Here is a 12,747-nt window from a genome sequence, read left to right on the forward strand (position 1 = left end):
ACGCAGCCAACCGTTGCCGCGCAGACGTCAGCCGGCCGACCAGGTTCCGCCGCCCAGCGCACAGCTGGCAGGCAGCCCCGCCAGGTCCTCGGCCGAGCGCTCGTAGTAGAAACCGTCGTACTTCCTGCCGAACAGGCCGCTGCAACGCCCCTGCGACGGTGACGGACAGGCGTCCATGTAGGTGACTTCGCCCGCCTTGCCGCCCATCTGCGCCGAGGTCTGGGCCAGCCCGTTGCAGATGCTTTCAAGCTCCGCCTTGCTGGATGCCGCATCCGCCTGCACGCAGTCGCGCGAACGGATGGTCTGGCCCATGAGCTTGAACTCGCCGGCGATCATGCAGGCCTGGCTTGCCTTGGCCGCACCCGGCGGGGTGTGCACCACCGTTGAGTCCGGTGCCGGCGCTGCCGGCGCTTGCGTTGCGGTCGGTTCCACGGGCTTGGCGCCCGGTGCTTCCGCCGCCGGCGGTTGTGCTGGACCCGTACATGCGGCCAGGCCGAGCACACAGAGGATCAAACAGGCGTTCCGGTACGTCTTCAACATCGTGTTGTCGCTCCCTGCGCGATTGAAGTGCTGCCGATGATAGGCCCACCAGAAACATGAATTGGCGGCTTTGCGTTTTCTCCACATGCAGACAACGGCTAAAGGCCGAACGTGTGCACGCGGCGCATCGCGCGTCGCATGAAGGCAGCCATCGTGGCTGCCATGCACATCGCCGAGGTCGCCCATGTCGTATGTCGATGGATTCATCGCCGCCGTTCCCACCGCCAACAAAGAGAAGTTCATCGCCCACTCGCGCCAGGGCGATGCGTTGTTCATCGAATTCGGCGCGCTGCGCGTGGTCGAGTGCTGGGGCGACGATGTGCCGCATGGCAAGCAGACGGATTTCTTCCGCTCGGTGCAGGCCACGGCTGAAGAAACGGTGGTGTTCTCGTGGATCGAATGGCCCGACAAGGCCACCCGCGATGTCGGCATGCAGAAGATGATGGACGACCCGCGCATGGACCCGGCCAACAACCCGATGCCCTTCGATGGCAAGCGCCTGATCTACGGCGGCTTCACACCGCTGGTCGAACTGCTGAAGTAGACGCAGGCACGATTCAGTCGCGGTCCGGCGCCCCCAGCGGAAACAGCACCCGGTAAGGGCGTGCCTCGTCCACCGCACGGGCGAACGAAGGCCGCGCCAGCAATCGCGCACGGTATCCGCGCAACAGCGGATGGGCATCGCTGATCGGGTGTGTCCAGTCGGCGTAGAACAGTGATGGGGCGGCGGCACAGTCGGCCAGGCTGAACTGCGCGCCGCAGGCCCAATAGCGATCCGGCAACTGCGTCTCCAGCCATGCGTAGGCCAGCTCCAGTTTCTGTCGCGCCTGCGCGCGACCGTCCTCGGCCTTGCCCGGATCACCGGTCAGTGCCATCGCCACGGCATGCTGCACCGGGCTCATCACATGCAGGTCGAAGAAGCGGTCCATGAAGCGCACGTCCAGCGCCTGCATCGCATCGGCCGGCAACAACGACACCGGCCCGGCATGCTGCAATTGCAGGTACTCGATGATGATGCTGGTCTCCACCACCGCGCGCTCGCCATCCAGCAGCAACGGAAACTTGCCCAGCGGCCAGTGCCGCAACCACTCCGCCGCATGCTCAGGCGTATCCGGCCCGAGGTTGCGGAACTGGAACGGCGTGTCGTTTTCGTACAGCGCAATCAGCACCTTCTGCGTGTACGAAGAAAACGGATGTCCATACAGCGCCAATGACATTGCGGTTGCTCCGGTTGTTACATCAGTGGATCGGACGACGGCGGGCAATCACTGTCCGCCGGACGCCCGGCGAAACGTTCGGTCATCCAGGCGATGGCCGTGTTCGCCGATGCGATGGCGGTGGTGGCATGACCGGTATCGGGCAGCAGCAGATAGCGTGCGGCAACACCACGCTGGCAGCTGCGCTGGAAGAATGCCTCGGTCACTGCGGTGGTCACCAGCTTGTCGCCATTGGATTGAACCAGCAGCAACGGCACGGCAGCGTTCTCCAGCGCGGCAAGCGAGTTGCGCGCGATCAGCCCATCCCACGGTGCGCGCCCGGTCAGGTCCAGCCCGCCCAGGCGTATCCGCAGGCGCAATGCACGCAGCAGCGCGGCTGCCGAGAACGGGTCACCTTCGCAGCCAGCGGTGGCACGCGTGATCACGCCACGCGTGGTGGCGTCGGCGATGCCGGAAAGATCAGCGCCGTAGACCTTGGACCAGCTCTGCGCGGTGAACGCGGTCAGCACCGCACGCACGGTGGCATCTGCCTGCTGCATGTTCTGGCCCAGGTCGGTGGGCGGTGATATCGCAGCCACGCCCAGCAGTTCCAGTTCCGGTGCGTAGGACTGCAGCCGCTGCGCGCTGAACAATGCCGCATGCCCGCCCTGAGAATGGCCCCAGGCCACGAAGCGGCGGCCTGCCTGGGCGCGGCCGAAATTGCGTGCCGCGCGTACCGAGTCCAGTACCGCCGCTGCGGCCGCATCGCCGACCAGGTAGGCATGCGGCCCACGCGTGCCCAGCCCCGGATAGTCGGTAGCCACCACCGTCCAGCCGCGCGCGAGCATGTCGGTCAGGGCGGGGATCTGTTCCAGCGAGCGGATCGGGGTGCAGGCCGAGTCGATGCCGACGGTGCCATGTGCCCAGGCCACCACATCGCGACCAGCAACCGGCGGCGCACCATCAGGCACCAGCAGCACGCCGCTGGATTCGGTGCGGTCACCGTCAAGGTCGGTGGTTTCGTAACGGATACGCCAGGCGCTGGCACCGGCGGGCGCATCGTCCATGGCCCTGGCGCTGATCATCCGCCCGGGCGCGGCCCAGGCGGGCAGCGCGGCGGCCAGCAACATTGCTACCCACAAGATGGCGAGCGTCCTGGTCATCTCCTCCCCTCTGGCCTGCGTGTCCGCAGGCTGCGGGCGATCGTAACCGAGCATCGGCCAAGGAGGACTTCACGCTTGGCCGCCTCCCCCCAACCCCGCTCCTCGCCCCGGCTTCGCGCACTGCGCGAAGCGTTCACACCTGTACGAGCCTGCGGCTCATCAGCAACATGCGCCCATCCCGCAAGGGGAGAAGGAGCCAACGATGCGCCGCGCAAGCGGGGATTCAGCGCAACGGAATCCCGGTGCTTGCCGATGAGCTGGCCGGGAGGTTCGGCTGGGATTTCATCCCAGCCTGGGCTGCCGTCTGTTGCCGTCAAACCGCCGAAAGGCTGGCCAGCGATTCGGCCTGCAGACGTTCGTAGATGGCGAACTCGTCGTTGACCTTGGCACCCAACGCCTGCTCGAACGCATCGCGATTGGCGCGTGCGGCGTACGCACGTTGCTCGTCACCGCCGAGGTTGGACTGGAAGATGCCTGCAGCACTGACCGGCAGGAAATCCTCGTAGATGATCGGATCGGCGCTGGCCAGCCCGTTCGCGATCAGTACTTCGGCCGGCACGGCGCGTTCGCTTGCAGGCGTCGCGCGACCGGCATCGGTCAACGCATAGCGGTAATAACCCAACCCTTCGCGGCGCAGCACCTCATCCTGATCCGGGAAGCCGGCAAATGCCGTCTGCAGGCGCTGCGTGTAATCCCCGCCGGTGCTGCCGGCACCGCCGCTCTCGCGGGCCTGCGCCAGCAGCGTGTCGTACAGCGCGCGGCCCTTCGGCGTCAGTGCCAGGCCGCGCTGTTCGATCTCACCGAAACGGGCGGTGTGGGTGCCAGCCTCCTCGCCGCTGCCGGACGGGAAATGCACCATTTCCTCCAATGCCTTGAAGCTGGTCTGGCGCAGCAGGATCGGGCAGGCACGACGCGGCGGACCTTCGATCACCGCCTTGGCGGCCAGGCCGCGCGCATGCATGGCAGCCTGCGCGGCGTCGATATCCAGCGTGCGCGGAGTGAGGTGGTTGATGTGCGGGCCACGGAAGCTCACCACGTCAGCCACCAGACGATGCGCGCCCTGCAGAGCCTGATACGTCTCCAGCGAAACCGTGGCCTGGTTGTGCCAGCGGAAGGTTTCCAGCGCCTCCACCACGAAACGCCAGGCATCGTCTTCGCTCAAGCCCCCTTCGCGCTCGCACTGCTCGATCAGCTGCAACACGCCGGCGGTGAAGATGTTGCGTCGTGCCAGGATCTCCGCAGCCTGCATGCGCAGCGCTTCGTCTTCGATCAGTTCCAGCCGCAGCAGCGAGGTGAACACGCGGAACGGATTGCGCTTGAGCGCTTCGTTGTCCACCGGACGGAAGGCGGTGGAGTGCACCGGCACGCCGGCCACCGACAGGTCGTAGTACCCCACCGGCTGCATGCCCATCACCGCGAACAGGCGGCCCAGCGTGGCCAGTTCCTGCGCGGTGCCGACGCGGATGGCGCCGTGGCGCTCCACATCCAGTCGTTCGCGCTCGCCGCTGCGCCGCATCTGTTCGGCCAATGCCGGCTGCGCAGCCAGCACATCGGCATTCACCTCCCCGACCAGCTCCACCAGCGTGCCGTACAGCGGCACTTCGGTGCGGTACATGTGCGACATGGATTGCGAGAACAGGCTGCGGATGTGGTCGGGGGAAACGAAACGGTCGGCGGTCATGACGAAGTGCGCTGGCGCGGAATCGAGAGAAGCGACATTTTCGCCCGGAATGCGGTGCGGCGGCTATTTGCGGGGCAGCAAAGGCCGGGGCGGTGCTTGGGTCCGTTGCGTGGAGCGGTCTACAACACCTCCACCAGACCGTCATTCCCGCGAAGGCGAGGCTTTCACAGCGCAATCTTCAGGTAGTCATTTCCGCGCAGGCGGGAACCGCTCTGGCTTCGGCTCTGGCTTTCGCGTTGACTTGTTGCCTGCCACGAAGGCCCGAACAGCAAAGGCAGGGGCGGGAGCGATTCCCGCCTGCGCGGGAATGAAGGCATAAAAGCGCAAGCCGGGCTCGGCCAGCACTGCCCGGCCCTTCCTCAATCGGCCTTGCGCGCAGCCGCATCCCGCTTGGCGCGGTCACCCAACTGACGTTGCAGCAGGGCATCGAGCGTGATCGGCCGGTCCCAATGGTCGTAACTGGCGACGATGGCATGGCGCAGTGCCCGCCAATGCAGGTTGTCCGGTGCCGGCTCCAGTGTTTCCACCACCGCCTTCCAGCCGGCATCCGGCAGCGCCGTGTGCGCCCGCACCGGTTCGCGGCAACTGTTGCCGGTCACATGGCCCCACATGCAGGCGAAGTACACGTCACCCGGCTTCCAGCCGTGCTCGCGCAGCAGCGCCTCCACGTAGGCCGGACGAGCACCGGCATAGCGCGACAGCTCATCGATGAAGGCGTCCGGGTAACGCGCGGCGTAGGCGTTGATATCGGCCAGCTGGCGATCCACCCAGGCATCACCGGTGCCCGGCGCATAGGCTGCCGCAGTGCTGGCCGGTGACGGCGCCTGCTGCGCCTGCAAGCCGATCGGCAGCACCGCCAGCACACCCAGCAGCAGCCAGGACCGGCCAGGCCTGCGGCAACGGTGCGTGGCGGCGCGCATGTTCAAGCGCCGTGAGCCTGGGCGGCGATGGCACGCACCGCTTCGGGCCACTGGTGGGCGGTGTCGGCGTGGTGCAGGCGCGGTGCGTCGTCGGACACGCCGTGCTCGGCCTCATGCGCCCAGGTAACCGCATACGGCGTGTACACGCCCCAGCCGCCCAGGCCCAGCACCGGCTCGATGTCCGAACGCAGCGAATTGCCCACCATCACGAACTGCTCGGCCGGCAGGTCGAACTCGGCCAGCACGCGGGCGTAGGTGGACTGATCCTTCTCCGAGACGATCTCGATGCGCGGGAACAGATCGCGCAGGCCGGAGCGCTCGATCTTCTGCTCCTGATGGAACAGGTCGCCCTTGGTGATCAGCACCACCGGGTACTCGGCGGCGATGGCGGCCACCGCCTCGCGCACGCCGTCGATCACCTCCACCGGATGTTGCAGGGTACGGCGGCCGATCTCGATGATCTGGCGCAGGTGCTGGGCGGAGATGTTCTCGTCGGTCAGCTCGATGGCTGCTTCCAGCATCGACAGGGTCATGCCCTTGGCGCCGTAGCCGAAGATCTCCAGGTTGCGGCGCTCGACCTTGAGCAGGTGCTGAGCGGTGCCGGCATCGTGCAGGTCGATGTAGTGACCAAGAATGGCCTCGAAATCCTGCTCGGCCTGGCGGTAATAGTCTTCGCTCTTCCAGAGCGTGTCATCGCCGTCAAAGCCGACCAGGCCGATGGCGGAAGGGGATGTGTTCTGGTTCATGCCGCACAGGATAACGCCTGGCCGCTGGCGGATGGTTTGCCGCTGGAGTCAGCAGCCCGGCACCCGTTCCCGGTCCGGCGTGGCGCGCAGGGAGGATGGGGACTGCCTCCGCTCATGCCCCCGCCCCACAACGCGGGACGGGGGCTTGCAGCAGCAGACAGCTACGCCTGTGGGGCTGCTGCCTGTTACTTCTGCTGTTTGGCCGCGTAGGTGCGGTACTCATCCGGAGTCAGCTTGCCGTCCTTGTCGGCGTCGGCATCATCGAATACCTGCGCCAGGCCGGCATTGGCCTGCGACTCGGCCTTGCTGATGCTGCCATCACCATCGGCGTCGACACTGGCCCAGCTCTGGCCATCGCCACTGGATGCTTCGGTTGCTGCGTCCTGCGCCTGCTGGGCGCGGGTGGCGGCCTGCTCCTGCTGTGCCTCCTGGGCCATGGCCGGCAATGCCAGCACGGAACCTACGACAGCCATCAGGGCGAACAGCGGGGTGCGGTTGCGAAGGGTCATCAGGTGTTCCTCGTCTTGTGTGGATTGCGCGGAAACTCCGCACGACTCCACCCTGACAAGCCCATGCTGAATCGCCCTGCCCCCCCAGATTCACGCGCAACGGCGTGTTAACCACTGCATCGACAACTGCCGGTAGTGCAGTGGTTAGTGCATCGTGAAGCACAGGTAAGCCCGGCATTCGGGCGTTCCACACATCGCGTTTATCCCACCGTGCAATGCCGGTTACGACGCATCGGTGGTGTCCGGGGAAGATGGCCGCGAACTGAACATCCACCATCCCAGGCCAACGCCGATCATCGCGCCAGCCACTTCCAGCACGACGCGCGTGCCCAACTGGTCGGGATCATGGATGCGGGCCAGCGCCAGCCGTACGTACAACGGCGACTCCAGGCCCATCATGCCCAGGTAGAACATGTTCCAGGCATCGACGCCGGCGCCGATGATCACCGCCACCAGGCACGCCCAGGCGATGGCGTGGCCGTGCGACAGCCCCACCCGCCGGCACACCTGCCACCACAGCGCGAACACCACGAAACCGATCGCCAAGGCGATAAGCGCCGCTTCCAGCGAGCCCAGCAGGCCGTAATGCAAAACCAGGTTCATGCGTATGTGCGGGTAATCAGGACTGGCCGCAGTCTACCTGCCACGGGCCGCACTCAACGCACCGGGAAGTCGTAGGCGGTGTCCGGCGTCGGCTCCGGCTTGAAGGTGAAGTGCCACCACTCCATCGCGTAGTTGGCAAACCCCTCGGCCTGCATCGCCTCCAGCAGCTGCTGGCGGTTGCGCCGCTGGGCCGGGGTGATGTCCGCGCTGGCGGTGTGCGCCAATGGATCGAAGTAGTCAAAGCCGGTGCCCATGTCCACGGTGACGCAGGCGCCTTCACGGCAATCCAGCAGGCCCAGATCGACCGTCGCCGCGCGGCTGTGGCCGGAGGTTTCGGCGATGTAGCCGTCCAGCAGCCGGCCTTTGTCGACATTGGGGTAATAGCGGGCCTTGGCCTGCTGGTCGGACAGGTCATGCGCCCAGGCCACGAATGACTTCACCGAGTGCGCCGGGCGGTAGCAGTCGAACAGCTGCAACGCATAGCCCTGCGCGTGCAGGCGCTGCTGCACCCGCGCCAGCGCCTCGGCCACCGGCTGCAGCAGATAGCAACGCGGTGCTTCATAGCCGGGAACGACGCGACCGGTGAAGTTGTCCGTGCCGGCATAGCGCATGTCCAGCACGATGCCCGGCACCAGCGTGCTGACATCGACGATGCCGGCCTGCGTCGGCGTCTTCGCCGCAGAGATGTCCACGGCCAAGGCGCTGCCGGTAACGGCCAGCAACATCAACAACGACAGTCCGCGTTTAGCCACAGTCGCCGACACGTTGGAATTCCAGGTCCTGGTAGTCATAGCTGAAGTCGATATCCGGGTCGATGGCGCGCAGGTGCATCACAGGGTGCTTGCCCGCGCTGGAAAACTCCAGCCATGCCTCGGCATCCTCACCCAGTTCCTGCCACTGCACGAACCATTGCTGGCCGCTGCGCATCACCTGGCCGCGCATGCGCGGCGACTTGGCCGATGCGAACAACACCTTTCCTTCGTGTGCACACAGCGTCACCTCGCCGAACCAGGGATCGCGCCAGGTGCCCAGCTGCGCCATCAGTTCGCCGGCACGCGCGGGTTGCTGATCGCTCAGCAGCGGGCGCACATGGCCCTGGGCACGTCGCTGTGCCTGCGCCTGCTCCATCAGCCGCGCGTAATGCAGCACGTCATGGCCGGCCTGCGGCGCGGTGTAGTGTTTGAGCATGGCCTGCATCAAGGCGGTACGTGCATCCTCGGCCTCGCCATTGATCAGCATCACCACGCCCGTCTTGCGGTCGGGCAACAAGGCCAACGAGGAGTACATACCCGACAACGTACCGGTGTGCGCCACTCTCCATTGCCCGTCCATGTCCGACAGGCGCCAGCCATAGCCATAGGCGGAGAAGTGGGTGTTGTCCCACTCGCGCTGGCGCTGGCTGATCGGCATCGGCATGTGCGCCGTCCACAGCGCACGGCGCTGGATGTCGTCCAGCCAACCCGGCGCCTGGGCAGGGTCAAGCAGCACCTGCATCCAGCGCAGCATGTCATCCAGGCTGCAGCGGATACCGCCGGCGGCCATGGAAGGGAAATCATCCACGCGGGCCGGATCGGCGGCCGAGGCGACGTTCCTACCCTGCTCACGGTGATGCGGGCGCGCGATGTTGCCGACCGTCGTCGGCGACCATTGGCCGACCTGGCAACGCTGCATGCCCAGCGGCTGGAAGATCTCCTCGCGCACCAGTTGTGCGTAGGGCTTGCCTGCGGCGGCGGCAGCCACTTCGCCAGCCACCACGTACAGCAGGTTGTCGTAGGCGTAATCGGAACGGAAGCTGCCAGCCGGCTTGAGGTGCGCCAGCCCGGCAATGATGTCGTCGCGATCGAAGTGATTGGGCTCGGGCCACAGCATCAGGTCGCCTGCCCCCAGGCCAAGCCCGCTGTTGTGGATCAGCAGGTCACGCACCTGCATGTTGCGCGTCACCCACGCATCGTGCATGCGGAACTGCGGCAGGTACTTGGTTACCGGATCGTCCCAACGCAGCTTGCCGGCCTGCACCAGGCGCGCGATCACCGCGGCGGTCATGGCCTTGCTGTTGGAAGCAATCATGAACAGTGAATCGGAATCGACGGCGGCACCTTCGCCCACCGCCAACTCGCCACGGGTGATGCGCTGGACGATCCTGCCGTCCTCGATCACCCCCACCGCGATGCCCGGCAGCCGGTAGTGCTGCACGGCCTGATCGACCAGCGGCGACATGCGCGCAGGGTCCACCTGCGTGGACGCCATTGCCGGCGCCGCCAGCAACGCCGGGACCATCGCCAGCAGCAGTTTCAATCGCATCATCGTTGCGCTCCTGCAAAAGCGAACGGCCCGCCGAAGCGGGCCGTTCGTTCAACACACGATCAGAAGTTCCAGGTCACGACCAGGTTGGTGTAACGCGGTGCCTGCCAGACCGTGCCTTCACCGAAGTAAGGCATCTTCGAACCCGGTGCACTTTCGTAGCGGGAGTGAACGTTGACGGTGGCCTGCCGGTTGAGCAGGTTGTACACCGACAGACGCGCCTTCAGGTCGATGCCTTCCACCGGCAGCGTCCACATCACGCTGGCGCCCAGGTCGATGACCCAAGGCATCCGGCCGAACGCACCACGCTCGGAATACACCAGCTGACGGGTCTTCCAATCGCTGCAGTTGTTGGTGGCCGAAGACTCGCACAGCCAACCCGAACCACCACCACTGAACTCACCCGGACCACCGGCGTTGCGGCTGTCATCCGGCCAGACCACGCCGAATGCGGTGATCGGACCACCGGAGCGGGCCGACAACGTGCTGCCGAAGGACCACTGTTCGTTCAACTTGAACGAACCGCGCAGCTTGAACTGATGGCGGAAGTCGTTGAACAGCACCCCGTGGCGCTCGTTCACCGCCGGGTGATCGTAGTACTGCACCAGGTTGGTATCGCCGTAGCCGGTATCCGAGTTCACCGGACCTTCGATGTTGCCCTCGCTCTTGGACCAGATGTAGCTGGCATTGAATGCCCACTTGTCGTCCCAGGAGCGATCCAGCTGCAGCTCGACGGCCTTGTAGGTACGGCGGGGCTTCTTGTAGCCCATGATGTTGCCGCTGCCGCCGGCCTTGTAACCGTCCTTGGACGAATCGAAGCTGACCCAGCTGTTGGTATCCGGGCACCACAGCTTGTTGGTCTCACCCGGATTGATGATCGGCCAGTCGCCCGAGTACCAGTCACAACCTTCTACGTGGTTGATGCGGGCATCTTCCACGGCGCGGGTCATCTTGCGGTAGGTGGCATTCACGCCGTACGACCATTCCTGGTTGATCGCCTGCTGGAAGCCGACGATGAACTCATCCTGGTAGACCTGCTTCAGGTCCTTCGCCACAGCGGTACGCACGTCGGTCGGTGCCGGGGCGTTGTTGTCGGTATTGACCGGGCCGATCTGGGCGCCGAGATTCGGCACAAAGTACGGATTGCCGGTCAGCGGGTGCGACTTCTCGGTCCAGCCGTTGAGCACGTAATAGGTGTGCTCATCGGTGGTGCCGCCACCAAAGTAGTCGGTCAGCTTGTTGGTCAGCGGCGTGTAGTAGCGACCGGCGTTTGCGAACACCTTGGTGGTGCCATCACCCTTCACGTCCCAGCTGAAGCCCAGGCGCGGCGAGATCATGTCGTTGAACTTGGTCTTGGCGAAGGTCGCGCCGGAGGCCAGCTTGTTGTGGAACTGGTCGAAGCGCACGCCGAGGTTCAACAACAGATTCGGGGTGACGTTCCAGTTGTCTTCCACATAGAACGCCTGCGCCTTGGTGGTCACCGGCGAGCCGGTGATCTTGCGGCGTGCATCGATGAAGTCGGTGACGCCGGCGGGCAGTGGGACGTCATTGACCGACGAACCCGGCTTGACCCACAAGGCCTGGTAGCTGACGCCATCGCCGGGGTACACCGTCGAGCTGTCCGAATCCATGTCTTCCTGGTCGACACCAAAACGGAGCAGGTGGTTGCCCAGGCTCCATTCGAAATCCAGGCGCGCAGCTTCGCGCTTGTCCTCACGGCTGCTGATGGCATCGTTGGTCGGATGACAACCCAAACTGTCCATTTCCCCGTACTGATCGGTGTAGCTTGAGCCCAACGTGATGATGCTGCAGTCGCCGTCCAGCGGGCTGTCCGCCACCGAACTACGCTTGTTCACGCCATACATCGCCTTGGCGACGAAGTTGTCGGTCAGGTGGCCGGTATAGGTGAGCGACCAGTTGTCGCCACCGGACGAGTTGCTGCTTACACCGCTAGCGGCACCGTACCGGTCGGTGTCCCAGGAATAGTCGTCATAGGCGGTGGTCAGATAGTCCGCCTTGTCCGAGAACGCCAACAACTCCAGCAGGTGGTTGTCGGTGATGCGCCAGTCGAGCTTCCCGCCCCAGAAATCGTTGTTGCCCTTGGTCTTCCAGGCCTGGTCGTAATCAACGTCCGTGGCCTTGCTGTCGCGGTTCTCATACATGGCGAAGAAGAACAGCTTGTCCTTCACCAGTGGGCCGGACCCCCACGCATTGGTCTTGAGCAGCGGGCTGGTATCACGGCTGGTGCGATCACGCTCATCCATGGTGCCGTCGTGGTGGAAGTGGTCCCTCTTCGACGCCGCCCAGGCCGAGGGCTCCATCGTGACCTCCACGCCGCCCTTGAACTCATTGCCGCCGGAGCGGGTGATGGCGTTGATGACGCCACCGGTGCTGCGACCGAACTCGGCCGAGTAGCCACCGGTCTTGACCTGGAATTCTTCGTAGAAGTTGAACGGAACGGTCGAGAACCCCTGGCGGAGATAGGGGTCGGTCACGTTCAGGCCGTTGATGTAGGCCACGTTCTCGGCCACCGACGAACCACCGAAGGTCAGGCCGCCGAAGGTGGCACCGGAGGCCACCACGCCCGGCGCCAGCAGCGCGACGGCCTCCACGCTCTGGTCCACCGGCATGCGCGAAAGCTCTTCGCGCTTGATGTTGAACGAGGACTCGGTGGAGTACACGTCCACGCGGTTGACGATCTTCGAACCGGTGACCTGCACCGAATCCAGCGTCACCGCGCCGCCGTCACCACCGCCGCCCAGATTGACCGTGGTGGTACCGCCCAGCGACACGCTGACCGCCACCGGCTCAACGTCGGTCTGCCCACCACGCTTGACCTGCAAGCTGTAATCGCCCACCGGCAGCTGGCTCAGTCGATAGGCACCATCGCCACCGGCCGTCACGCTGCGGGTCAGGCCAGTGGCCTTGTTGACGATGGTGATCTGATCACCACTGCTTGCACGGCCGGCGATTGCGCCGGTGGCACTCTGCGCCATCACGCTGGGCGCGAGTGCACCCAGACAGACACCCAATGCGACGGACAAGGCCGCCTTCTTCAACAGTTTCGTATTCATCCCCTGCTCTCTCC

General features: G+C 65.2%; 12 protein-coding genes. 1 reads left to right on the plus strand and 11 read right to left on the minus strand.

Annotated features, from left to right (window positions below):
* Nucleotides 1–27: 27 nt before the first annotated feature.
* Nucleotides 28–432, minus strand: coding sequence for a hypothetical protein (locus LR961_RS16910; protein WP_232151098.1), 405 nt, complete (start codon nucleotides 430–432; stop codon nucleotides 28–30).
* 292 nt (nucleotides 433–724) lie between these two features.
* On the opposite strand from LR961_RS16910, the gene LR961_RS16915 reads away from it, so the two are divergent.
* Nucleotides 725–1,084, plus strand: coding sequence for a DUF1428 domain-containing protein (locus LR961_RS16915; protein ID WP_232151099.1), 360 nt, complete (start codon nucleotides 725–727; stop codon nucleotides 1,082–1,084).
* A gap of 13 nt (nucleotides 1,085–1,097) precedes the next feature.
* Here the strand turns inward: LR961_RS16915 and LR961_RS16920 are convergent, their stop codons facing one another.
* The 10 genes from LR961_RS16920 to LR961_RS16965 form a co-directional block, all read right to left on the minus strand.
* Nucleotides 1,098–1,757, minus strand: a complete 660-nt coding sequence (locus LR961_RS16920) for a glutathione S-transferase family protein (protein ID WP_232151100.1) — start codon at nucleotides 1,755–1,757, stop codon at nucleotides 1,098–1,100.
* A 17-nt stretch (nucleotides 1,758–1,774) separates the two neighbouring features.
* The gene (locus tag LR961_RS16925) at nucleotides 1,775–2,899 is read right to left on the minus strand and encodes an alpha/beta fold hydrolase (protein ID WP_232151101.1); all 1,125 of its coding nucleotides are present in this window, start codon (nucleotides 2,897–2,899) and stop codon (nucleotides 1,775–1,777) included.
* Between the two features lie 313 nt (nucleotides 2,900–3,212).
* A complete protein-coding gene (locus LR961_RS16930) occupies nucleotides 3,213–4,580 on the minus strand; it encodes a VOC family protein (RefSeq protein ID WP_232151102.1) in 1,368 nt (455 codons plus the stop codon).
* Nucleotides 4,581–4,939: 359 nt separating this feature from the next.
* Complete coding sequence (locus LR961_RS16935) at nucleotides 4,940–5,500, minus strand: hypothetical protein (protein WP_232151103.1); 561 nt, start codon at nucleotides 5,498–5,500, stop codon at nucleotides 4,940–4,942.
* Between the two features lie 2 nt (nucleotides 5,501–5,502).
* Nucleotides 5,503–6,246, minus strand: a complete 744-nt coding sequence (locus tag LR961_RS16940; protein ID WP_232151104.1) for an HAD family hydrolase — start codon at nucleotides 6,244–6,246, stop codon at nucleotides 5,503–5,505.
* A 185-nt stretch (nucleotides 6,247–6,431) separates the two neighbouring features.
* The gene (locus LR961_RS16945; RefSeq protein ID WP_232151105.1) at nucleotides 6,432–6,755 is read right to left on the minus strand and encodes an EF-hand domain-containing protein; all 324 of its coding nucleotides are present in this window, start codon (nucleotides 6,753–6,755) and stop codon (nucleotides 6,432–6,434) included.
* A gap of 222 nt (nucleotides 6,756–6,977) precedes the next feature.
* The gene (locus tag LR961_RS16950) at nucleotides 6,978–7,358 is read right to left on the minus strand and encodes a hypothetical protein (protein WP_232151106.1); all 381 of its coding nucleotides are present in this window, start codon (nucleotides 7,356–7,358) and stop codon (nucleotides 6,978–6,980) included.
* A 53-nt stretch (nucleotides 7,359–7,411) separates the two neighbouring features.
* Nucleotides 7,412–8,083: a M15 family metallopeptidase gene (locus LR961_RS16955; protein ID WP_232151179.1), complete on the minus strand. Its 672-nt coding sequence runs from the start codon at nucleotides 8,081–8,083 to the stop codon at nucleotides 7,412–7,414.
* Between the two features lie 19 nt (nucleotides 8,084–8,102).
* Nucleotides 8,103–9,659, minus strand: coding sequence for a serine hydrolase (locus tag LR961_RS16960; protein ID WP_232151180.1), 1,557 nt, complete (start codon nucleotides 9,657–9,659; stop codon nucleotides 8,103–8,105).
* A 62-nt stretch (nucleotides 9,660–9,721) separates the two neighbouring features.
* Nucleotides 9,722–12,733 carry a TonB-dependent receptor gene (locus tag LR961_RS16965; RefSeq protein WP_232151107.1) on the minus strand — a complete coding sequence of 1,004 codons (3,012 nt, stop codon included), beginning with the start codon at nucleotides 12,731–12,733 and terminating at the stop codon, nucleotides 9,722–9,724.
* Nucleotides 12,734–12,747 lie beyond the last annotated feature (14 nt).

Origin of the sequence: Stenotrophomonas sp. SY1, assembly GCF_021202945.1 — a bacterium.
In the GTDB taxonomy this organism is placed as follows: Bacteria; Pseudomonadota; Gammaproteobacteria; order Xanthomonadales; family Xanthomonadaceae; genus Stenotrophomonas.

Bases quoted from the DNA above. Each gene is read 5' to 3' on its own strand.
- LR961_RS16915 (WP_232151099.1), top strand. From the start codon at position 725: ATGTCGTATGTCGATGGATTCATCGCCGCCGTTCCCACCGCCAACAAA.
- LR961_RS16955 (WP_232151179.1), bottom strand. From the start codon at position 8,083: ATGTTGCTGGCCGTTACCGGCAGCGCCTTGGCCGTGGACATCTCTGCG.
- LR961_RS16925 (WP_232151101.1), bottom strand. From the start codon at position 2,899: ATGACCAGGACGCTCGCCATCTTGTGGGTAGCAATGTTGCTGGCCGCC.
- LR961_RS16950 (WP_232151106.1), bottom strand. From the start codon at position 7,358: ATGAACCTGGTTTTGCATTACGGCCTGCTGGGCTCGCTGGAAGCGGCG.
- LR961_RS16960 (WP_232151180.1), bottom strand. From the start codon at position 9,659: ATGCGATTGAAACTGCTGCTGGCGATGGTCCCGGCGTTGCTGGCGGCG.
- LR961_RS16965 (WP_232151107.1), bottom strand. From the start codon at position 12,733: ATGAATACGAAACTGTTGAAGAAGGCGGCCTTGTCCGTCGCATTGGGT.
- LR961_RS16940 (WP_232151104.1), bottom strand. From the start codon at position 6,246: ATGAACCAGAACACATCCCCTTCCGCCATCGGCCTGGTCGGCTTTGAC.
- LR961_RS16930 (WP_232151102.1), bottom strand. From the start codon at position 4,580: ATGACCGCCGACCGTTTCGTTTCCCCCGACCACATCCGCAGCCTGTTC.
- LR961_RS16935 (WP_232151103.1), bottom strand. From the start codon at position 5,500: ATGCGCGCCGCCACGCACCGTTGCCGCAGGCCTGGCCGGTCCTGGCTG.
- LR961_RS16920 (WP_232151100.1), bottom strand. From the start codon at position 1,757: ATGTCATTGGCGCTGTATGGACATCCGTTTTCTTCGTACACGCAGAAG.
- LR961_RS16945 (WP_232151105.1), bottom strand. From the start codon at position 6,755: ATGACCCTTCGCAACCGCACCCCGCTGTTCGCCCTGATGGCTGTCGTA.